The sequence below is a fragment of the Streptomyces sp. NPDC001410 genome (assembly GCF_042895235.1).
Classification (GTDB): domain Bacteria; phylum Actinomycetota; class Actinomycetes; order Streptomycetales; family Streptomycetaceae; genus Streptomyces.
In genome coordinates, this window is sequence record NZ_JBIAWE010000004.1 from 339,305 (window position 1) to 361,029 (window position 21,725).

General features: G+C 72.3%; 17 protein-coding genes and 1 tRNA gene. 8 read left to right on the forward strand and 10 right to left on the reverse strand.

Annotated elements, in window-relative coordinates:
• Nucleotides 1–5 precede the first annotated feature (5 nt).
• From mshC to ACFY3C_RS10985, 4 genes are all read right to left on the reverse strand, one after another.
• The gene (mshC, locus tag ACFY3C_RS10970; protein ID WP_390770528.1) at nt 6–1,235 is read right to left on the reverse strand and encodes a cysteine--1-D-myo-inosityl 2-amino-2-deoxy-alpha-D-glucopyranoside ligase; all 1,230 of its coding nucleotides are present in this window, start codon (nt 1,233–1,235) and stop codon (nt 6–8) included.
• Between the two features lie 93 nt (nt 1,236–1,328).
• Nucleotides 1,329–2,147: an SCO1664 family protein gene (locus tag ACFY3C_RS10975; RefSeq protein WP_390770529.1), complete on the reverse strand. Its 819-nt coding sequence runs from the start codon at nt 2,145–2,147 to the stop codon at nt 1,329–1,331.
• Nucleotides 2,111–2,701, reverse strand: a complete 591-nt coding sequence (locus tag ACFY3C_RS10980) for a DUF3090 domain-containing protein (protein ID WP_386574682.1) — start codon at nt 2,699–2,701, stop codon at nt 2,111–2,113. The genes ACFY3C_RS10975 and ACFY3C_RS10980 overlap by 37 nt, the downstream gene beginning before the upstream one ends.
• 91 nt (nt 2,702–2,792) lie before the next feature.
• Nucleotides 2,793–3,479, reverse strand: coding sequence for a histidine phosphatase family protein (locus ACFY3C_RS10985; RefSeq protein ID WP_386574681.1), 687 nt, complete (start codon nt 3,477–3,479; stop codon nt 2,793–2,795).
• A 62-nt stretch (nt 3,480–3,541) separates the two neighbouring features.
• Here ACFY3C_RS10985 and corA point away from each other — a divergent pair, with 62 nt between their 5' ends.
• Nucleotides 3,542–4,537 carry a magnesium/cobalt transporter CorA gene (gene corA / locus ACFY3C_RS10990; protein WP_386574680.1) on the forward strand — a complete coding sequence of 332 codons (996 nt, stop codon included), beginning with the start codon at nt 3,542–3,544 and terminating at the stop codon, nt 4,535–4,537.
• A 7-nt stretch (nt 4,538–4,544) separates the two neighbouring features.
• Here corA and ACFY3C_RS10995 read toward each other — a convergent pair whose 3' ends face one another.
• Entirely contained in the window at nt 4,545–5,333 is a 789-nt protein-coding gene (locus ACFY3C_RS10995; protein WP_390770530.1) for a ferritin-like domain-containing protein, read from the reverse strand.
• Between the two features lie 201 nt (nt 5,334–5,534).
• Nucleotides 5,535–6,590 (reverse strand): LLM class F420-dependent oxidoreductase, encoded by a 1,056-nt coding sequence (locus ACFY3C_RS11000; RefSeq protein ID WP_389187688.1) that lies wholly within the window; start codon nt 6,588–6,590, stop codon nt 5,535–5,537.
• Nucleotides 6,591–6,763: 173 nt separating this feature from the next.
• Between ACFY3C_RS11000 and ACFY3C_RS11005 the strand changes: the two genes are divergently transcribed.
• Both ACFY3C_RS11005 and ACFY3C_RS11010 read left to right on the forward strand, forming a co-directional pair.
• The gene (locus tag ACFY3C_RS11005; RefSeq protein WP_386574674.1) at nt 6,764–7,747 is read left to right on the forward strand and encodes an aldo/keto reductase; all 984 of its coding nucleotides are present in this window, start codon (nt 6,764–6,766) and stop codon (nt 7,745–7,747) included.
• On the forward strand, nt 7,744–9,924 hold the full coding sequence (locus ACFY3C_RS11010) for a helix-hairpin-helix domain-containing protein (RefSeq protein ID WP_390770531.1): 2,181 nt from the start codon (nt 7,744–7,746) through the stop codon (nt 9,922–9,924). Before ACFY3C_RS11005 ends, ACFY3C_RS11010 begins: the two co-directional genes overlap by 4 nt.
• 136 nt (nt 9,925–10,060) lie before the next feature.
• On the opposite strand, the gene ACFY3C_RS11015 is transcribed toward ACFY3C_RS11010, so the two are convergent.
• Nucleotides 10,061–10,777, reverse strand: a complete 717-nt coding sequence (locus tag ACFY3C_RS11015) for a hypothetical protein (protein WP_386574671.1) — start codon at nt 10,775–10,777, stop codon at nt 10,061–10,063.
• Between the two features lie 47 nt (nt 10,778–10,824).
• On the opposite strand from ACFY3C_RS11015, the gene ACFY3C_RS11020 reads away from it, so the two are divergent.
• On the forward strand, nt 10,825–11,013 hold the full coding sequence (locus ACFY3C_RS11020; RefSeq protein WP_005485166.1) for a DUF5703 family protein: 189 nt from the start codon (nt 10,825–10,827) through the stop codon (nt 11,011–11,013).
• 71 nt (nt 11,014–11,084) lie between these two features.
• On the opposite strand, the gene ACFY3C_RS11025 is transcribed toward ACFY3C_RS11020, so the two are convergent.
• The 3 genes from ACFY3C_RS11025 to ACFY3C_RS11035 form a co-directional block, all read right to left on the reverse strand.
• On the reverse strand, nt 11,085–11,924 hold the full coding sequence (locus ACFY3C_RS11025; protein WP_390770532.1) for a chaplin family protein: 840 nt from the start codon (nt 11,922–11,924) through the stop codon (nt 11,085–11,087).
• Between the two features lie 141 nt (nt 11,925–12,065).
• Entirely contained in the window at nt 12,066–12,299 is a 234-nt protein-coding gene (gene chpH / locus ACFY3C_RS11030) for a chaplin ChpH (RefSeq protein WP_386574668.1), read from the reverse strand.
• A gap of 146 nt (nt 12,300–12,445) precedes the next feature.
• Nucleotides 12,446–13,771 carry a M20/M25/M40 family metallo-hydrolase gene (locus ACFY3C_RS11035; RefSeq protein WP_390770533.1) on the reverse strand — a complete coding sequence of 442 codons (1,326 nt, stop codon included), beginning with the start codon at nt 13,769–13,771 and terminating at the stop codon, nt 12,446–12,448.
• A 198-nt stretch (nt 13,772–13,969) separates the two neighbouring features.
• Between ACFY3C_RS11035 and ACFY3C_RS11040 the strand changes: the two genes are divergently transcribed.
• The 4 genes from ACFY3C_RS11040 to ACFY3C_RS11055 all read left to right on the forward strand — a co-directional run bounded on the left by ACFY3C_RS11040 (nt 13,970) and on the right by ACFY3C_RS11055 (nt 21,651).
• Nucleotides 13,970–14,057 (forward strand) — tRNA-Leu (locus ACFY3C_RS11040).
• Between the two features lie 82 nt (nt 14,058–14,139).
• Nucleotides 14,140–16,254, forward strand: coding sequence for an McrB family protein (locus ACFY3C_RS11045; protein WP_390770534.1), 2,115 nt, complete (start codon nt 14,140–14,142; stop codon nt 16,252–16,254).
• Nucleotides 16,238–17,524 carry an McrC family protein gene (locus ACFY3C_RS11050; protein WP_390770535.1) on the forward strand — a complete coding sequence of 429 codons (1,287 nt, stop codon included), beginning with the start codon at nt 16,238–16,240 and terminating at the stop codon, nt 17,522–17,524. The genes ACFY3C_RS11045 and ACFY3C_RS11050 overlap by 17 nt, the downstream gene beginning before the upstream one ends.
• A 266-nt stretch (nt 17,525–17,790) precedes the next feature.
• Nucleotides 17,791–21,651, forward strand: a complete 3,861-nt coding sequence (locus ACFY3C_RS11055) for a Pls/PosA family non-ribosomal peptide synthetase (protein ID WP_390770536.1) — start codon at nt 17,791–17,793, stop codon at nt 21,649–21,651.
• Nucleotides 21,652–21,725 lie beyond the last annotated feature (74 nt).

Below are 21,725 nucleotides of genomic sequence, written 5' to 3' on the forward strand. Positions count from 1 at the left end.
TGCGGTTACAGGGCCACGCCGAGCAGCGCGTCCACCACCCGGGTCACGAGACCGGGCGCGGCGGTGTCGGTGCCGCCCTCCGCCTCCTGGCGGGCCGCCCAGCGGTCCACGGCGGCGAGCGCCGCGGGGGCGTCCAGGTCGTGCGTGAGGGCCTCGCGGATCTCCTCCACCAGCGCGTCGGCGGACGGGCCGTCGGGCCGGGAGACGGCCGCGCGCCAGCGGCCGAGGCGGTCCACGGCGTCCTGGAGCACCTGGTCGGTCCACTCCCAGTCGGAGCGGTAGTGGTGGGCGAGCAGGGACAGCCGGATGGCGGCCGGGTCGACGCCGTCCCGGCGCAGCTTCGAGACGAAGACGAGGTTGCCCTTGGACTTGGACATCTTCTCGCCGTGCAGGGCGACCATGCCGGCGTGCACGTACGCCTTGGCCATGGGGAACTCGCCGGTGAGCACCTGGGCGTGCGAGGCGCCCATCTCGTGGTGCGGGAAGGCCAGGTCGGAGCCGCCGCCCTGGACGTCGAAGCCCATGCCGAGGTGGTCGAGGGCGATGGCCACGCACTCGATGTGCCAGCCGGGGCGGCCACGGCCGAGCGAACCGCCGTCCCAGCTGGGCTCGCCCGCACGGGCGGCCATCCACAGCATCGGGTCGAGCGGGTTCTTCTTGCCCGGGCGGTCCGGGTCGCCGCCGCGCTCGGCGGACAGCAGCCGCATCGCGGCCGCGTCCAGGCCCGACACCTCGCCGAAGTGCGGGTCGGACTCGACGGAGAAGTAGACGTCGCCCTCCAGCTCGTAGGCCGCGCCGAGGTCGCGCAGCCGCTCCACGAGCGGGACGATGCCGGGTATCGCCTCGACGGCGCCTATGTAGTGCTGGGGCGGGAGCATCCGCAGGGCGGTCATGTCCTCGCGGAAGAGGGCCGTCTCCTGCTCGGCGAGGGCGACCCAGTCGACGCCGTCCCGCTCCGCGCGCTCCAGCAGCGGATCGTCGACGTCGGTGACGTTCTGGACGTAGTGAACCTGCCGCTTGGTGTCGAGCCACACGCGCTGAACGAGGTCGAACGCGTTGTAGGTCGCCGCGTGACCCATGTGGGTCGCGTCGTACGGCGTGATGCCGCAGACGTAGATACGGGCGACGGGACCGGGGTCGAGGGTGACGAGGCCGCCGGTCGCGGTGTCGTGGATCCTCAGGTCGCGGCCCTGACCAGGCAGGGCGGGGACCTCGGAAGCGGGCCAGGCATGCATGTACATGAGCCTAACCGGCCACGAGCTGCCGATACGAACGGGATCGGGCCGGATGGCCCGTCGGGCCTTCTTGTACATCGGCCCCGGATGTGCTCACACCGGTGGCCAGGGGATCGCCGGCCACTCCCCGCTCGGCTCCGGGTGGTGGCCGGCGGCCAGCAACGCCTCGACACGCGCGCGCGTGGCATCGATTTCGGCCGTCGTGATGAGTCCGGCCAGCCGCACGGCCAGCTCCCCGCCGTCGGAAAGGGTCTTCTTCAGCCGTTGGAGCACCTCGACGGCCTCCGGGGTGAGCGGCTCACCGGCCCAGCCCCACAGCAGCGTGCGGAGCTTGTTCTCGACGTTGAAGGCGACCCCGTGATCGATGCCGTAGAGCCGCCCGTCCACGGTGGGCAGCAGGTGGCCGCCCTTGCGGTCGGCGTTGTTGATCACCGCGTCCAGGACGGCGAGGCGGCGCAGCCGCTCGTCGTCGGCGTGCACCAGCAGCGCGGTGCGGCCCTCGCCGACCTCGGCGAACCCGATCGCCTTCCAGCCGGGCTCGGGCTCCTCGCCGTCGACCAGGGCGAGCAGTTCGGCCTCGGCGCTCACGTCGATCCACAGCTGGCACATGCCCTCGCCGTAGGGACCGTCGCGCAGCACGGTCGCCGGGACGAGCCCCCAGCCGGTGGCCTCGGAGACCTCGTAGGCGGCCACCTCGCGGCCGGCCAGGGTGCCGTCGGGGAAGTCCCACAGCGGGCGCTCGCCGGCGACCGGCTTGTACACGCAGGATGCTTCCTGCCCGTCGTGGACGACCGTGCAGAACAGCGCCGCGTTGGACGCCTCGCGGATGCGGCCGCGCACCTTCAGCTCACCGTTGGTGAGCAGTTCGGCGGCGGTCACGCTCCGCGGCGGTATCCGTTCTGGCGCGGACATACGTGTCCTTCCGGGTCGAGCGGGAGGCTGCACAGCGGGCACGGCGGCCGCCCGGCGTTGACGACGTCCAGGGCGCGCTTGGCGAAGGCCCTGGCCTGCGCGCCGGTCAGCCGGACCCGCAGCATGGGGGGCCCGTTCTCCTCGTCCTGGAGCAACCGCTCCTCGGCCTCGGCGAGGTCCTCCTCGGTGTCGGCGTCCAGCTCCACGAGGGCCTGGGCCTCCACGATCATGCGCTGTTCCTCGCCGTCCCAGGCCAGGGCCATGGTGCCGACCCGGAACTCCTCCTCGATGGGGGTGTCCAGCGGGCCGGTGTCGGCGACCTCCGTGGGGGCCATGGCGGGGACGGCCGCACTGCCGCCACTACGGCGTACGACCTCGTCCAACAGCTCGTCCATACGCTCGGCGAGCGCGGCCACCTGGGTCTTCTCCAGAGCCACGCTGGTCACCCGGGAGCCTGCGGTGGCCTGGAGGAAGAACGTACGGCGTCCGGGCAGTCCTACCGTGCCCGCCACGAAGCGGTCCGGCGGATCGTAGAGGAACACCTGACGGGACACGTCCTGTCTCCATTGGATTCGAGAGTGGGTGCGGTGCGGGCCCTGCGTGAAGGCGACTGTACGGATCGCTTCACCCTACTGCGCCCGACGATCACGGTGCGCCCGCACCGCCCCCGACCGGTGCGTCTTCCCCCGGAGGTTCCTCGCGCGGGGCAAGGGAGGCGAAATCGCCGGTGTCGCCGAGACGAACGAGAAACGGCCTGAGACGGGTGTAGCGGATCGCGGTGACGGAGCACGGCTCCACCGAGATCCGCTGGAAGAGGTCGAGATGCAGTCCGAGGGCGTCCGCGACCAGTGACTTGATGACATCGCCGTGCGAGCACATCAGGTAGACGGCGTCGGCGCCGTGGTCGCGCTCCACGCGCGCGTTCCACTCGCGTACGGCCTCGGCGGCGCGGGTCTGCATGGCCCGCATCGACTCGCCGCCGGGGAAGGCCGCGGCCGAGGGGTGGGCCTGGACGACCTCCATCAGCGGCTCGTCCTTCAGCTCGGCGAGCTTGCGGCCGGACCAGTCGCCGTAGTGGCACTCACCGATCCGTTCGTCGGTGTGGGCGCGCAGCCCGGGCCGGGCTTCCAGCAGCGGCCGTACGGTTTCCTGACAGCGTTCCAGGGGGCTGACGACGACCTCGGAGATCGGCAGCCCGTCGAGGCGGCCGGGCAGCGCGGCGGCCTGTGCGGCCCCCCGCTCGTCGAGGGCGACGCCTGGCGTCCACCCGGCGAGCACGCCCGAAGTGTTGGCGGTCGACCGTCCGTGCCTGACGAGGATCAGCGTGGGCATGCGGCCCAGCGTAAGCGCATCACGAGGTGCGCAGGCGGCCCGGTGAGGGGAGAATGCGCTCCGTGATCGTGGACTGCGCCATCTACCGGGACGGTCACCGTACCGAGGGCCCGGAGCACCTGTCCGACGCCCTGGACGAGGCACGGGCGGCCGGCGGTTTCATGTGGATCGGGCTGTACGAGCCGTCGGAGCGGGAGTTCGACCTGGTCACCCAGGAGTTCGCGCTGCATCCACTGGCGGTCGAGGACGCCCTGAAGGCGCACCAGCGGCCCAAGCTGGAGGTGTACGACGACTCGCTGTTCATGGTCCTCAAGCCGGTGGTGTACGAGCAGGAGAGCGACACCGTCTCGGCCGGCGAGGTCATGGTCTTCATCGGCGACGGCTTCGTGGTGACCGTCCGGCACGGCGAGGGCTCGCCGCTCGCCGCCCTGCGGCACCGGCTGGAGGAGGACCCGGAGATGCTGTCCAAGGGCCCCACGGCGGTGCTGTACGCGATCGCCGACGCCACCGTCGACCACTACCTGGAGGTGGCGACGGAGCTGCAGACGGACCTGGAGGAACTGGAGGCCGAGGTGTTCCAGCCGGAGCGCGGCGGCACCCGCCACACCGCGTCCCGGGTGTACACCTTCAAGCGGCAGATCCTGGAGTTCCGCCGGGCCACCGTGCCGCTGGCGGTGCCGCTGACCCGGCTGGCCGGTACCGGCGCGCTCGGCATCGCGGTGCCCTTCGTGCACGAGAAGGCGCGGCCCTTCTTCCGGGACGTGAACGACCACCTCGCGCGCGTGAACGAGTCCGTGGAGGGCCTGGACCGGCTGGTGTCGGACATCCTGTCGGCGCATCTGGCGCAGATGAGCGTGCGGCAGAACGACGACATGCGGAAGATCTCGGCCTGGGCGGCGATGGCCGCGATCCCCACCATGCTGGCGGGGATCTACGGCATGAACTTCGACCACATGCCCGAGCTGCACTGGCTGTGGTCCTACCCGGCGGTGATCCTGCTGCTGGTCGCCCTGGAGGTGCTGCTGTACCGGACCTTCAAGCGGCGCGGCTGGCTGTGAACGCGGCTCAGACGTACTCGGGGGCGGGGGTGGCGGGCCCGCCGAGGGCGTTGCGGTGCTCGGGCATGCGCAGGCTCACCATGCGGTGCCAGCCCGCCAGCCGCTCGTAGGCGTACACGGCGTGGATACCGGCCGCGAGGGCCGCGGACCTGGCCCGCGGCCAGCCGAGGATGCGGCCCATGTGGGCCATCACGGCGAGGCTGACGTCGCGGTAGACACGGATCTCGGCGAGCGCGCACTCGCGCAGGGTGCGCTGGATGAGCCGGCCTTGTCCGGCGGCGGCGAAGCGGAGCAGTTCCTCGTGGGCGTAGGCGAGGTGGTTGTCCTCGTCGCCCGAGATCATCCGTACCGCCCTGCCGACCTCGGGATGGTCGCCGAAGTATCTGCGGAGCATCTCCATCTGTTCGGAGGCCCGCTGTTCGGTGACCCGGCTGTGCGAGAGGTAGACGATGACGTCCCGCACGGTGAGCGGCTCGTCCCGCCGGAGCTTGTCGTGGGCGAGACCGATGCCCTCGCGCTCCAGGAGCATCGTGTAGTCGGTCTCGGGCGGGACCGGGACCGGGGTGAGGCCGCGTTTCTTCAGCAGGGCGTGGAAGATGCGCCCGTGCTTGTCCTCGTCGGCACCGTGCCGGGCGATCTTGGGGGCCATCGCCCGTTCGCTCTGCGGTACCAGCGCGGAGATCCGGCCGTTCTCCCAACCGCCCTGGGACTCCCCGCTGGCGGCGATGGAGCAGAAGAGCCGGAAGGACTCGTCGTCGTCGAGGATCTCCTGGAACAGACTCTTGGCCGAGAACATGGCAGACACCTCTCTGCAGGATTCCGCAAAGAACGAGTCAAATGCGGACAGAGTGGAGCCGCAACAGCTGCGCGGGCCGACTCGGCCGAAAGGCGTAGCACCGGGGTCGTAACCGCGCGGCGCCCGGCGCGTTGTTCCCCGTGACGGCCGTGGCGGGGAAGACCCCCGAGCCCCCACCACGGCCGCGGAAAACTCCCCCTGTCAGGCGAGCCCGGCGCGCTCCATGGCCTCGGTGCCGGCCCGCAGGGAGGCGAGCCGCTCGTCCAGCGTGAAGCCGGCGGGGGCGAGGGTGAGGGTGGTGACCCCGGCGGCGGCGTAGGCCTTCATGCGGTCGGCGATGCGCTCCACCGAGCCGAGCAACGTGGTCTTGTCGATGAGGTCCTGCGGGATGGCGGCCGCGGCACCCTCCTTGTCCCCGGACAGGTACTTGTCCTGGATCTCGGCGGCTTCCTTCTCGTATCCCATGCGCTGGGCGAGCTGGTTGTAGAAGTTCTGCTTGCGGCTGCCCATGCCGCCCACGTACAGCGCCGTGTAGGGGCGGAAGGTGTCGGCCAGCCGGGGTACGTCCTTGTCGTCGCCGACGGCGAGCGGCAGCGTCGGGCAGATGTCGAACCCGTCGAGGGTCTTGCCGGCCTTCTCCCGGCCCGCCCGCAGGTACTTGACCGCGGTGTCCTCGAGGTGTTCGGCCGCGGGGAAGATCAGCAGCGCGCCGTCGGCGATCTCACCGGTCTGCTCCAGGTTCTTGGGGCCGATGGCGGCGATGTACAGCGGGATGTGCTCGCGCTCCGGGTGCACGGTCAGCTTGATCGGCTTGCCCGGACCGCCGGGCAGCGGCAGCGTCCAGTGCTCGCCCTCGTACGACAGCCGCTCGCGCGTCATCGCCTTCCGGATGATCTCCACGTACTCGCGCGTGCGGGCCAGCGGCTTGTCGAACTTGACGCCGTACCAGCCCTCGGAGACCTGCGGCCCGGAGACGCCGAGGCCGAGCCGGAAGCGACCCTTGGACAGCGAGTCCAGCGTCGCCGCGGTCATCGCCGTCATCGCCGGCTGCCGGGCCGGGATCTGGAAGATGGCCGAGCCGACGTCGATGCGCTCGGTCTGGGCGGCGACCCAGGTGAGCACCGTGGCCGCGTCGGAGCCGTACGCCTCGGCGGCCCAGCACACGGCGTACCCCAGCCGCTCGGCCTCCTGCGCCACGGCCAGATTGTCCGCGTCCATCCCGGCACCCCAGTAGCCGAGGTTGATCCCGAGCTGCATGGCCGATTCCCCTTACCCGTGAGTAACGTCGCTTGGCGGAGACCATAGCGCGGGGTCGGGGCCGACGGGCAGGGCATGCCGGGGATCGGGGGCACCCGGCCCTGCCGATCACACCGGACGGAGTTGTCCACAGGCAACCCACCGCACCAGTTCTGGCCAGTAATCTCGCGCACATGGAGCAGAGGCATCTCGGCCGCACAGGCCTGCGCGTGTCCCGGATCGGACTCGGCACCCTCACCTGGGGCCGGGACACCGACGAGCACGACGCCGCGGACATGCTGAAGGCGTTCTGGGAGGCCGGCGGAAGCCTAGTCGACACCGCGGACGTGTACGGCGACGGCGAGGCGGAGTATCTGCTCGGACAGCTGATGGACGGACTGGTGCCGCGCCGGGACCTGGTGATCTCGACCAAGGCAGGCAGCGTGCCGGACCCCGACCGGCGCTTCGACGGCTCCCGCGGCCATCTGCTCGCCGCCCTGGACGCGTCGCTGGCCCGCCTCGGCACCGACTACGTCGACATCTGGCACGTCCACGCCTTCGACCCCGACACCCCGCTCGAGGAGACGCTCCAGGCCCTCGACCTGGCGGTGAGCAGTGGTCGCGCCCGGTACGCGGGCGTCTCCAACTTCTGCGGCTGGCAGCTCGCCAAGGCGGCCACCTGGCAGCTCGCCGCGCCGGGCACCCGTACCCGGCTGGCCAGCACACAGCTGGAGTACTCGCTGCTCCAGCGCGGCGTCGAGCGGGAGGTGCTGCCCGCCGCGCTCGACCTGGGCGTCGGCCTGCTGCCCTCCTCCCCGCTGGGCCGCGGCGTGCTGACCGCCAAGTACCGGCACACCACTCCCGCGGACTCGCGCGGCGCCTCCGAGCACCTGGCGCCGTTCGTCGCGCCGTATCTCGACGACACCGCGACGCGCATCGTGGACGCGGTACAAACGGCCGCCGACGGGCTCGCGGTCACCCCGCTCCAGGTCGCCCTCGCCTGGGTCCGGGACCGGCCCGGAGTGGCCGCCCCGATCGTCGGCGCGCGCAACGCACAGCAGCTCACGGCGGCGTTGTCAGTGGAGGCGCTTAATCTTCCTGACGAGATCTGCCGGGCGCTCGACGATGTGTCGGCGCCCGTGCACCGCTATCCCGATCACGACTGGAGCACGCTGTGAGCACGGAGCCGGAGACCACGGAGGACACCGGGCCGGGGACCCCGGAGAACCCGGAGAGCCCGGAAACCCCGGAGCAGGACACGGCGGCCGACGACAGCCGGGGGACCGCCGCTGCCGAGACCGCGGAGGGCGAGACCACCGCCGGCGAGACGGCCGAGGGCGCAGCCGCGCCCGAGCGGTCGGAGGCCGCGGCCGAGCTGGCCGCGCAGCAGGTCGAGCGGGAGCGGATCGAGCGACGCAAGGCGGAGAAGAAGGGGCCCATCGAGAGCGGCACCAAGCTCAGCGGCAAGGCCGCCGACCTGCTCGCCGCGGTCCGCGCGGTGGAGAGCGGCGAGAAGCCGGTCGCCACGGCCTTCGCCGAGCCGGAGCCGGCCCCGCGCCGACCCGCCCCGGCGCCCGTACGGCCTGCGCAGCCCGCCCCGGTGGCCGCCGCACCCGCTGCCCCGGCCGCCGAGGCCGTCGAGACCGTGCGGCGTGTGCTGCGCGAGGGCGGCGCACCCGAGGCCTTCGCGCCCCAGGTGGCGGCAGCCCTCGGCGAGGGCGCCGACACCGCCCTCCGGGAGGACCCCTGGCAGCTGCTGCGGATCGGCAGCGTACGGCCGGAGCAGGCGGACGGGTTCGCGCGGGCGCTGCTCGGCGCGGCGTGCGGCCCGGACGACGGGCGGCGGGTCCGCGCGCTGGCCGTCTGGCTGCTGGAGCAGGCGGCGCTGGCCGGGCACACCGCCCTGGAACTGCCGGCGCTCACCACGGCCCTGGCCCAGCGGGGCGTGCCCGACGCGGACGCGGCCGTGCAGGACACCATCGCCGAGGGCGAGGCGCTGGTCTTCCAGGACGCCCTGGAGGAGCCCGGCGCCCCGGCCCCGCAGGAGGAGGACGGCGAGGAGGAGGAGCGCCCGGTCCGCGTCCTCGTCGGCCTGGAGCGGTACGCGCTCGCCGAGGAGAGCCTCGCCGACGGCCTGGCACGCCTGGTCAACTCGACCTCCAAGGAAGCTGCCGAGCGGTGGGAGGCGGCCGCTGCCGGGGCGGCCGGCGGTGCTGCCGAGCTGGCCCGCGCGGTCGCCGGGCACGGCCTGGTGCTGCACACCGGCGCCGAGGCGGCCCGCGCCGAACCGGCCGCCCTGCTCGGCGCCGCCCGCTCCGCCGGTCTGCGTGCCTTCGCCGTCTGCCACACCCCCGACGGCAGCCGTCGCCTCGCCGCGCTGGTGGGCGGGGGAGCGGAGGAGGCCGTGGGCGCCGTCGCCGGTCTCCTGTCCGGTGCCGAGGGCCCCGGCCGGGACGCCGACGGCGCCCTGGATCTCGACCTGCTGATCGTGCTGGACGCGCCCCAACTCGATGTGGAGAGCGCCGCGATGCTGGTGGAGTCGCTGCCCGACGGCGCCCGTCTGGTGCTGAGCGGCGACCCCGCGGTGCTGTGGTCGGCCGGACCCGGGCGGGTCTTCGCCGATCTGCTCGCGGCCCGTGCCTGCCCGCAGATCGCCTCCCGCACCCCGGACCCCGGCCCGCTCGGCGAGCTGGTCTCCGGCATCGGCGTCGGCGAGCTGAACCAGGTCGAGGCGCCCGGCAAGGAGATCGTCATCGTCCCGGTGCGGGACGCCGGCGAGGCCGTGCACCGGACCGTGCAGCTGGTCGCGGACTCGGTGCCACGGGCCATCGGCGTGCCGGCCGAGCAGACCGTGGTGATCACCCCGGGCCACGGCGGCGCGGCGGGCACCCGGGCGCTCAACTCCGCTTTGAAGGAACGCCTCAACCCGGGCCCCGGCCGCTTCGGCGGCTTCGACGCCGACGACCGGATCGCCTACTCCCCCGCCCCGGGCCGTACGGTGCCGGGCCGGGTGGTGAACGCCGACGCCGACGGGCTGCACCTGGAGTGCGCGGGCGCTCCCGTCGTCGTACCGCGGGAGCGGGTGGAGCAGTGCGTACGGCACGGCTGGGCGCTGACCGCGCACCAGGCGGTGGGCGGCCGCTGGCCGGCCGCGGTGGTCGTGCTGCCCGGCGACGCCGCGCAGACGCTCAGCAGACCCTGGGTGTACACGGCGTTCGGCCGGGCGGAGCGGCATCTGTCGGTGGTGCACGGTGTGGAGCAGGCCCTGCCGAAGGCCGTCGCCGAGGTCTCGGCCAAGCCCCGCTCGACGCGCCTGCAGACGCTGCTGCGCACGCAGGTCCCGCCGGCCGGCTGACGACTCATCCGCCGCAACGGCGATCAGCCGCAAGGCCGATCAGCCGCAACGGCGGATCTGGGGGTCCCCCCACGCCCTTGAGGCAGTGGGGGAGGTGCCGTACGGGCGTCCGGCCCCACGGCACCGCCGCCTCGGCTCACCGCTCGGCGTCGATCGGCTCCAGGTCCTCGTCCTGGTCCTCGTCCCGGTCCTCGTCGCCGTCGAACTCGAGGTCGTCCTCCTCCTCGATGTCGTCGGAGACGTCCTCGTCGAACACCGCGCTGACGTCGAACCGGCACACCACCCGCTGCGGGTCGACCTGCTCGAACGGCGCCTCCAGCCACTCCCCGGGCTCGGCCGGCTCGTCCGCGGCCGTGACCCAGAGCGTGGAGTCGCCCTCCTCCAGGCCGAACTCCTTGTGCCGGGAAGCGATCTCGTCCGGTTCGAACTCGCCGAACAGGACGCCCAGCGCCCCGTGGACCGTACCGGCGGCGTCCTCCCCCGCGCCGCCGTCGTCCTCGTACTCCACCGCTTCGACCCGCTGGGCCTGCGCCAGCAGCCGCTGGGGCTCCGCCACGGCGTAGTCGCGTCGGATCAGCACACTGATCGCGTTCGGTTCCTCGGGGCCCGCGTACGGCGGCAGCGAGTCGTCCGCACCGGGGATCTCGAAGGGCGTGACCTCGTCGTAGCGGTCGTAGAGCAGCTCGTCGTACACCTCGGCGGCCGCGGCCAGCTCGTTGAACGCCTCGTAGACGGCCGGGTCGTCCTCCCCCGACCTGGCTTCGACCGCCGCCAGGTGACGGTCGAGCGCGGTCTTGACCGCCTCGGCGGCGGCGCGTACCTCGGCAGCGGTGGGCTGCGCAGCATCAGACATAGTGCAGACGCTATCCGTACCGGGCACCAGCCCGCACAATAGATGCGATGCCGGAATACGAATTTGTCGACGTGTACGTACCGCGCGGGGTGTCCCGCAAGGACGCGACACGTCTGCTGACGGACCATGCCGAGTACGGACACTGGGAGTTGGACCGACTGAGCCTGCTGCGAGACGGCAGCCGCAGGGTGCGGTTGCGCCGACGGATCATCCGCCAGGTGCGGGCCACGTGGTGAGGCGGCACGCATGAACGGAGCGGGCCCCGCCGTCCTGGCAGGGCCCGCTCCGTTGTCCGGCCGCTGTCGCGCTACGCCGAGGCCCGGGCCTTGCGGTACAGCACGACGCCCGCGAGCAGCGCGCCCGCGCCCGCCGGCAGCGCGAGGCCCAGCGGCAGGTCACTGCCGGTGTGGGCGAGCTGGTCGGTGTTCAGGTACGTGCTGGTGTGTCCGCCCTGCTGCTTGACCTGGGACGAGCCGTTCGGGGTGTGGCCGCCGCCTGCGGGCGGGGTCCCCGGGTGGCCCGGAGTTCCCGGGTGCCCAGGCTGACCGGGCGTACCCGGGTGACCAGGCGTACCGGGATGGCCCGGGGTGCCAGGGTGGCCCGGCTGACCGGGCTGGCCCGGGTGCCCCGGCTGACCCGGCTGCCCGGGATGCCCCGGCTCGCCCGGATTCCCGGGCGGCTGGCTCTGCTGACCGCCGCCGTTGGCACAGTCGTTGCCCGTGGTGGCGTTGCCTGCCCCGACGACGTCCACGCTGTTGCCGCACACGTTCACCGGGACGTCGATCGGCACCTGGACGGTGTTGCCCGAGCCGACGCCCGGCGAGTCACTGGTGTCGCCGCCCGCGTGCGCACCGCCGGAGCCGCTGGAGCCACCGGACCCGCCGTGACCCCCCGCGTCGCCGCCGCCATGATTGGCGCATTTGTTGCCCACGGCCGGGTTGAGGAGCCCGACCACGTTGACGGTGTTGCCGCAGACGTTCACCGGCACGTGTACCGGCGCCTGCACCGTGTTGCCGGACAGTACGCCGGGCGAGCCGGCCGCGGAGCCGATCGCGCCCGAGTCGGCCTGTGCGTAGCCGCTCGCGGCGGCGATCACACCGGTGGCGGCCGCCATGGTCATCAGGCCCTTGCGGGTGCTCTGTCGCATTTCTGGATTCCCCCCTGCCTTCGATTCTCCGTGCATTCCACGGAAAGGAGTTCCGCGGTAAAAAGACCGGTCGGCCTCGGAGCGCATGGCGTGCGCCCCGAGGCCGACGGCTCGTGATAGACGCTCTTCAGAAAGTCGGCGTCAGTCGTTGATGCAGGTGTTGCCGAAGGCGGGGTTCAGGAGCCCGATCACGTTGATCGTGTTGCCGCACACGTTCACCGGGACGTGCACGGGCACCTGGACGACATTGCCGGAAACGACGCCGGGCGAGTGCACGGCGGCACCCTGGGCACCCGAGTCGGCAACGGCCAGGCCCGCGCCGGCGAGAACCAGACCACCGGTGGCAGCGGCGGCAGCGACGACCTTCTTGATCATTATTCCTCCTTGTAGGCAAATGCGATCCACAGTGCGGCATCGCATCACCTGTAACGAGGAGGGAGTAATGGAGCTACGAGCTTATCGTCGCATTCACTCTTCTCAGTCGATCTCGTACGGGCGCCCGAATACCTGCGCCCAAGACTTCACGACGCGTCGATAAACCGGTCCAGGACCCGCACGCCGAACTTCAGTCCGTCCACCGGCACCCGTTCGTCCACGCCGTGGAACATGCCGGCGAAGTCCAGCTCCGGCGGCAGCTTGAGCGGCGCGAAGCCGAAGCCGCGGATGCCGAGGTCGTCGAAGGACTTGGCGTCGGTGCCGCCGGAGAGCATGTAGGGGATCGCCTTGGCGGTCGGATCCTCGGCCAGCAGCGCGGACTGCATGGCCTCGACGAGCGCACCGTCGAAGCTCGTCTCCAGCGCCTTGTCGGAGTGCACGTCCTCGCGCCGGACGTGCGGTCCGAGCAGCCGGTCGAGGTCGCCGAGGAACTCCTCCTCGTGGCCCGGCAGGAAGCGTCCGTCGATGTGCGCGGTGGCCTCGCCCGGGATGACGTTGACCTTGTAACCGGCGTTCAGCTGAGTGGGGTTCGCGGTGTTGCTCAGGGTCGCGCCGATGAGCTTGGCGATGCCGCCGAGCTTGGCCAGGGTGGACTCCATGTCCTCCGGGTCCAGCTCGGTGCCGAGCGCGTCGCCCAGCTCGTCGAGGAAGGCCCGGGTGGTCTTGGTGACCCGCACCGGGAACTTGTGCCGGCCGACCCGGGCGACGGCCTCGGACAGCTCGGTGATGGCGTTGTCCCGGTGGATCATCGACCCGTGCCCGGCGGTGCCGGCCACGGTGAGCTTCATCCAGTGCATGCCCTTCTCGGCCGTCTGGATCAGATAGAGCCGCCGCTGCTCGTTCACGGTGAAGGAGAAGCCGCCCACCTCGCTGATCGCCTCGGTGACGCCCTCGAACAGGTCCGGGTGCCGGTCGACCAGATGGCGGGCGCCGTACGTGCCGCCGGCCTCCTCGTCGGCGAGGAAGGCGAGCACGACGTCCCGCGGCGGCCGCCGCCCGCTGCGCAGCCGGTCGCGCACGACCGCGAGGGTCATGGCGTCCATGTCCTTCATGTCGACGGCCCCGCGCCCCCAGACGCATCCGTCGGTGACCTCACCGGAGAACGGGTGGTGGGTCCAGTCGTCGGCGTTGGCCGGTACGACGTCCAGGTGGCCGTGGATGAGCAGCGCGGGCCGGGAGGGGTCCTCGCCCTCGATCCGGGCCACGGTGGAGGCGCGTCCCGGGTGCGACTCGAAGATCTTCGGCTCCAGCCCGACCTCGGCGAGCTTCTCCGCGACGTACTCGGCGGCCGTGCGCTCGCCGGGGCCCGAGTGGTCGCCGTAGTTGCTGGTGTCGAACCGGATCAGCTCGCGGCAGAGGTCCACGACCTCGTCCTCGCCGGTGACGCCCTTCGCCGTGTCCGTCTCGCTCACGCTGCGTCCTTCCGCTGTCTGCTGGTGGTCCCCCTCATCCTCTCTCCGGCCCGGCCCCGGGCCCAAGACCGGTCCCGGCCCGTCACACGCCGTTCACGCGGGACCGGGGCAGCCGGACGGGGTGTGATCAGCCACCCCCGAAAGCCTGGTAATGTTTCCTTCGTCGCAGCGAGGGAAACCCCGCACGACAGACACCTTGTCCGGGTGGCGGAATGGCAGACGCGCTAGCTTGAGGTGCTAGTGCCCTTTATCGGGCGTGGGGGTTCAAGTCCCCCCTCGGACACCAGTGAGGGCCCCTGTTCATCAGGGGCCCTCTGCTTTTCCTCGTTCCCCTCCTCCGGCCGGCCCCCGGGGTGGATCATGGGCCGGTGGCAGACGAGAAGAGCGTGGAAGCAGCGGCCCGGGACTTCGACCGGGCGGCGCTGAGGGACTTACTGGAGCGGGCCGAGCAGGTCCGGCAGCGGGTGGTCGAGAGGTTTCCGCTCGACGACTGGCCCCGTCTGCCCTTGCGCCGATACGCACTCGGCACGCCCTACGACCCGGCGCTCGGCCGCCCGTTCTGCTGGCTGATGGAGTACGGGACGGATGCGCTCGGCAGCATCCGCGGCGGCAGCGCGGCGAAGCACATCATCTACCGGAGCCGGCGGACCAGTGAGTGGCGCATGCCGGCCCAGCTGCGGAAGGTGCACGCGGACGAGGCGTGGGACGTGGTGCGCGAGCAGTTCGTCGCCGCGTTCGCCCTCGTGCGGGCCGGGAACTTCCGCGCCATCGACGACCTCGACACCCTGTCCTACGGGCAGGCGCTGGTCACCAAGTCCCTGGCCACCTACTTCCCGGACGACTTCCTGCCCATCTACTCGGCCTCCCACATCCGGCACTTCACGGATCTGCTCGGCGGCACCGGGCATCAGGCCTACGGGAACGTCCGTTCCTGGCAGGCCAACCGGGATCTGCTCGCCCTCGTCCGCGCCAGGCCCGAGTTCGACGGATGGCACCCCCTGGAGGTCATGCGGTTCCTGTACGGCGAGTTCTCCCCGAAGCCCAGGCGCCGCGACATCTGGAAGATCGCCCCCGGGCAGAACGCCCGGCTGTGGGAGGAGTGCCGGGAGGGACAGCACATCCGGGTCGGCTGGGACGAGGTGGGGGATCTCGGTGACTACGAGAGCGACACGGAACTCAAACAGGCGCTGGACAACGTCTGGCCGCAGTCGGCGGGCGGGAATCTGCGGCTCGCGCGGCAGCTGCTGACCTATCGCGACCTCGAACCCGGCGACCTTGTCGTCGCCAACCGCGGCAAGTCGGAGGTGCTCGCGCTCGGCGAGGTCACCGGCGGCTACACCTACGACGAGTCGTACCCCGAGTTCCGGCACAAGGTGCCCGTGGCCTGGGACGAGAGCTACGCCCAGGTCTTCCCGTCACCCGAGAACGCCTGGCAGCCCACCTTCGCGAAGGTCCCCGAGAAGCTCCTGCGGCGCATCAGGGAAGGACGCGCGATGCCGGCCGTGACGCCGGTGTCGGTGGAGGTTCCCGGCGCGGTCGAGGACGTGCTCGACGCGCTGGAACACAAGGGGCAGGTGATCCTCTTCGGTCCGCCGGGCACCGGCAAGACCAGGCTGGCCCTGAGTGCCGCGCTGGCGCTGACCGGGCGGCCGGACGCCATCGAGGCGCCGCCGGCCGAACGCTCGGCGGCCGTGACGAGCCTGCTGCCCGCCGCGGGGACCGACGAGGTGACCGAGGTCTCCCTGGTGACCTTCCATCCGTCGTACGGGTACGAGGACTTCGTCGAGGGATACAAGCCCGACCCGGCCTCGGACCAGGCCGGGCTGAACCTCAAGCGGCGCGACGGGATCTTCCTGCGGATCTGCGCGGCGGCCGAGAAGGCGCCCGACCGGACCTTCCTCCTGATCGTCGACGAGATCAACCGCGGGGACCTGCCCCGCATCCTCGGTGAACTCGTCACGCTGCTGGAGCTCGACAAGCGGGCGATCCCCGTGACCCTGCCCGTCAGCGGGCGGCAGGTCGGCATTCCGCACAACGTCCGGATCATCGGGACGATGAACACGGCCGACCGCAGCGTCGGTCACCTGGACGCGGCGATCCGGCGGCGCTTCGCGTTCCTGGAGGTGCCGCCCGATCTGGACTCCGTCGAGGGTTCCGTGGGCGCGCTCGACCTGGCGGCGTTCCTCGCCGGGCTGAACACCAGGCTGGTCCGGGAGTTCGGCCCCGACCAGCAGATCGGTCAGGCCTTCCTGCTGCGGGAGGACCGGCCCGTCACCACGGAGGAGGAGCTCAGCGCCGTCTTCTACCACGACATCGTGCCGCAGATCGAGGACCACGGCATGGGCCGGCCCGAGCCGCTGCGGGCCGTTCTGGGCGACCTCGTGGACCCGGACTCCGGCCGTATCGCGCGTATGACACCGCAGGACCTCCCCAACAAGCTGGCCGCCGAGTTCACGGAGCCGGACGATGCCGTCGAGCGGTGAGCGCCGCTCGGGGCTCAGGGATGTCCCGCTGGAGGAGCACAAGTCCGCCGTTCTGGAGCGGGACGAACTCACCGAGGCCGATCGCCGCACCCTCGAACCGCTCCTCTCCAAGAAGCGGCTTCGGCTGCGCGAGACACGAAACGGCTGGCACCTGGAGGCCGAGTCCACGGTCGGGGTACTCAGACTGGAGCGCGTACGGCTCATCATCACACCGAAGATGACCATCTCCGGCACCCGGCTGATCTCCTGGCTGTGCTATGCGCGCGACACACCCGTGCCGCACGACCCCACCCCCAGGAAATGGCTGACGGGCAAGGCCGGTTATGCCGACGCCGTCCCCCACGCCCTGCTCATGGAATGCCGGGCCCTGCTCACCGAGGGCCTGCGGCGTGACTACGTACGCACGGAGCAGGTGCAGCCCGTGCTGCGCGGGCAACTGGACCTGCGGGCGCAGCTGACGCAACGGTACGGCGTGGTCGACCAGTTGCACGTGCGGACCTTCGAACGGCAGGTGGACATCTGGGAGAACCTCATCTGCGGCGCCGCACTGCACGCTGCGATACCGCTGGCCACCGACGCGAGCCTGGCCCGGGCCCTGCGCGACACGGCCGAGCACTTCCCTCGTCCGCGGCCTGAGGTGACGCCGTCCCGTCTTCTGGCTCGCGCCCGCTACACCCGGCACAACTCCCGCTACCGCGCCTCCCACTCCTGGGCCAGGCTGGTGTTCGGCGGTGGCGGGCTCACCGACCTGCTGTGCGACCGCGGCCTGCCTGCGGGAAGCCTGCTCCTGGGGATGGACCTGCTCTGGGAACGCGTCGTACGACGGATGGCCGCCCGGGCCGCGGCCGATTTCGGCGGGCGACATGTGGACGTCACCGGCGGCCGTGCCATCAGGACGAGCGACGAGACCGGCCCGTACCCGCAGCCCTTCCGGCCCGACGTCCTGGTGCGGTTCGAGGATCCTCGGGCGCGCTTCCTGCCCGTCGACGCCAAGTACATCGGGTACGACGGGAAGCGGCTCAGCGCCGGCAACCGGCATCAGCTCCTCACGTACATCGCCGGATACACCACACCGGACGCCCCGCTCGCCGCCCTCGTCCACCCCAGTCCGGAGGGTGCCACGAGCCGTACCGTGCGTATCGACGGACCGGGCGGGCGGCACCTCGGGACCATCCGCGTCCTGGGCATCGACACCCGGCTGGCGCCCGAGCAGGCGGCACAGCCCCTGCGGGAACTCGTGGCGGAGTTCGCGGCGGGCGGCGGGAGCTGACGGCCACACGAATTGCCCTGTGTGTCCGCTCCCTTGCGGTGCGTGTGGGGCATCTCTCGTGGGGCATGAAAACAGCAGGTCAGCAGCGTCGGTCCAGTCCGCCCCCGGTCACCCGGACAGCCTTGCCGGGTGGCTGGACCAAGTGGCGGAGCCTAGCGTCGTACTAATATTTCCGGCTTGTTACCGAGCTGGAGCCGGACAACCCCAGGCAGACCTGCGGGCCCGCCAGCGCCCCGGAGGCTTCCGGGATCGAGACGCGAGGACCGATGGCAGCCATAGACGAGAGCAGCGCTCTCGGCCTGCTCGACGAAGAGTTCCGCACGCAGTTCGGCGACAGGGCACGCTTCTCCGCGGGGCCCGCCGCCTCACCGCGCACGCTGGTCGACATCTTCGACGCCTCCGTGCGGTCGTACCCCGACGAACTCGCCCTGGACGACGGCACCCACCGCCTCACCTACCGCGGACTGGCCGTGGAGGTGGAGCGGTTGTGGCGGCGGCTCGCCGAGGCGGGCGTCGGGCTCGGGGACCGGGTCGGGGTGCGGGTTCCCTCCGGGACCAACGAGCTGTACGTGGCGATTCTCGCCGTGCTCGCCGCCGGTGCCGCCTACGTCCCCGTGGACGCCGAGGACCCGGACGAGCGGGCCGAGTTGGTGTTCGGGGAGGCGGCCGTACGGGCCGTCATCGGGGCCGGGCACACCGTCACCACCCAGGGCGCCGCCGGCTCCCCCGCCGCCCGGCCCGGTGTCGAGCACGACGCCTGGATCATCTTCACCTCCGGGTCCACCGGGAAGCCGAAGGGCGTGGCCGTCACGCACCGCAGCGCCGCCGCGTTCGTGGACGCGGAGGCGGCCCTCTTCCTCACCGACGAGCCGATCGGGCCCGGCGACCGGGTGATGGCGGGGCTGTCCGTGGCGTTCGACGCGTCCTGCGAGGAGATGTGGCTGGCCTGGCGGTACGGCGCCTGTCTGGTGCCCGTGCCCCGGTCGCAGGTCAGGAGCGGTGCCGATCTGGGGCCCTGGCTGGTCGAGCAGGAGATCACGGTCGTGTCGACCGTGCCCACGCTGGCCGCGCTGTGGGAGCCCGAGGCCCTGGGCGACGTACGGCTGCTGATCTTCGGCGGCGAGGCCTGCCCGCCCGAGCTGGCGCAGCGGCTGGTCACCGAGGGGCGCGAGGTCTGGAACACCTACGGGCCGACCGAGGCGACCGTCGTGGCCTGTGCGGCGCTGCTCACGGGTGAGGAGCCGGTGCGGATCGGGCTGCCGCTGAACGGGTGGGAGCTGGCCGTCGTCGACGAGAGCGGGGAGCCCGTGCCCCTGGGGGACAGCGGGCAGCTCGTGATCGGCGGGGTCGGGCTCGCGCGGTATCTCGATCCCGAGAAGGACGCGGAGAAGTACGCGCCGCTGGAGTCGCTGGGCTGGGAGCGGGCGTATCGCAGTGGTGACCTGGTCAAGGCCGAGCCCGAGGGACTGATCTTCCTGGGGCGGGCCGACGAGCAGATCAAGCTCGGCGGGCGGCGGATCGAGCTGGGCGAGGTGGACGCCGCGCTGCAGGCGCTGCCCGGTGTGGCGGGGGCCGCCGCCGCGGTGCGCACCGCCCGTAGCGGCAACCAGCTCCTCGTCGGGTACGTCGTCACCCAGGACGGCTGGGACCAGGCGGCCGCCGTCGAGAAGCTGCGCGCGGAGCTGCCCGCCGCGCTGGTGCCGCTGCTCGCGCCCGTCGCCGAGCTGCCGACCCGGACGTCCGGAAAGGTGGATCGCAACGCCCTGCCGTGGCCGCTGGAGGGCGTGGAGGCCCCCAAGGCCGATCTGTACGGCACCGAGGCCTGGCTCGCCGAGCAGTGGGCCGGGGTGCTGGGCATCCCGGTGACCAGCGCCTCCGACGACTTCTTCGCGATCGGCGGTGGCAGCCTGGCCGCCGCCCAGCTCACCACCCGGCTGCGCACCCGCTACCCGAGCGCCGCCGTGCTCGACATCTACCAGCAGCCCACCCTGCGCAAGCTGGCCCGGCGCCTGGAGGCCTCGGCGCAGGACGACGGCGCACAGCGGACGGTCGCTCCGGTGCCGGTGCGCGCCCAGGCCGTCCAGCTCCTGCTGCTCGTCCCGCTGCTCACGCTGCTCGGGCTGCGCTGGACGGTGGTCCTGGCCGCCGTCGGGAACCTGCTGCCCGCCTACGCCTGGCTGCCGACCGCCCCCTGGTGGCTGCTCGCGGTCGGCGCGCTGCTGTTCTTCAGCCCGCCCGGCCGGATCGCGATCGCGGCGGGCGGGGCGCGGCTGCTGCTGCGGGGCCTTGCGCCCGGGCGGTACCCGCGGGGCGGGAGCGTGCATCTGCGGCTGTGGACCGCCGAGCGGCTGGCCGAGTTCAGCGGCGCCACCTCGCTGACCGGCTCGTGGCTGGAGCGGTACGCGCGGGCGCTGGGCGCACGGATCGGGCCCGAGGTGGACCTGCACTCGCTGCCGCCGGTCACCGGCCTGCTCCGGCTGGGGCGCGGGGCCGCCGTGGAGTCCGAGGTGGACCTGAGCGGGTACTGGCTGGACGGTGACCGATTGGAGGTCGGTCCGGTGCGGGTCGGCGCGCACGCCGTCGTCGGGACGCGCAGCATGCTCTTCCCGGGCGCGCGGGTCGGCAAGCGGGCCGAGGTGGCGCCGGGGTCGGCGGTCACCGGGCAGGTGCCCACCGGTCAGCGGTGGGCGGGCGCGCCCGCGGTCAAGCTCGGCAAGGCCAAGCGCAACTGGCCGAAGGAGCGGCCGCAGCGGGGCACGTACTGGCGGGTCATGTACGGCGTGACGGGCGTTGCGCTGAGTGCCATGCCGGTGTCGGCGGGTGTGGCCGCGCTGCTGGTCGCTCGTGTCTTCGTGGCACCCGGGGCCGGACTCACCGAGGCCCTTCGTGGAGCCGCGCTCGCGCTCGTCCCGGCCACGCTGGCCTTCGGGCTGGCGTACGCGCTGCTGATCCTGATCGCCGTACGCCTGCTCAGCCTGGGACTGCGCGAGGGTACGCACCCGACGCACAGCCGGGTCGGCTGGCAGGCGTGGACCGTGACGCAGCTGATGGACCGGTCCCGCGAGACGCTGTTCCCGCTGTACGCCGGGCTGGTCACGCCGGTGTGGCTGCGGCTGCTGGGAATGCGCGTCGGGCGGGGCGCCGAGGTGTCGACCGTACTCGCGCTGCCGAGCCTGACCACGGTCGGCGACGGGGCCTTCCTGGCGGACGACACGCTGACCGCGCCGTACGAGCTGGGTGGCGGCTGGGTGCGGATCGGGCGCGCGGAGATCGGGCGGCGGGCCTTCCTCGGGAACTCCGGGATGACCGCGCCGGGGCGGAGCGTGCCGGACGGCGGCCTGGTCGGCGTGCTGTCGGCGACGCCCAAGAAGGCGAAGAAGGGCACCTCGTATCTGGGTCTGCCGCCGGTGAAGCTGCCGCGCAGTGCCGCCGGCGGGGACCAGAGCCGTACCTACGAGCCGCCCGCCCGGCTGCTGTGGGCGCGCGGTCTGGTGGAGCTGTGCCGGATCGTGCCGGTGTTCTGCTCGGCGGGGCTGGCCGTGCTGACGGTGGCGGCGCTGTGTGCGCTGGGGCCGTGGGCGCCGCTGCTGTCGGGGCTGGTGCTGCTCGCGGCCGGGGCCGCGGCCGCGCTCACCTCCATCGTGGCGAAGTGGCTGCTGGTGGGGCGGCACCGCACCGGGGAGCATCCGCTGTGGAGTTCCTTCGTGTGGTGCAACGAGCTGGCGGACACGTTCGTCGAGGTGCTGGCCGTGCCGTGGCTGGCCGGGGCCGTGCCGGGGACCCCGGTGATGACGGCGTGGCTGCGCGGGCTCGGCGCCCGTATCGGCAAGGGCGTCTGGGTGGAGAGCTACTGGCTGCCGGAGACGGACCTGGTGACCCTGGAGGACGCGGCCACCGTGAACCGCGGCTGCGTCCTGCAGACTCACCTCTTCCACGACCGGATCTTGCGGACGGATACTGTGGTCCTCCGTGAGGGCGCCACGCTGGGTCCTGGCGGGATCGTGCTGCCCGGCAGCACGGTCGGGGCCCGTACGACCCTGGGTCCCGCGTCGCTCGTCATGGCCGCGGAGTCCGTCCCGGACGACACCCGCTGGCTCGGCAACCCGATCGAGGCGTGGCGTCCGTGAGCGCAGCCTTTTCGGGCTCGGTGAGCGGTGCACCGGCACGGAGTGGTGGCACAGCGCAGGGAGCGGACAGAGCA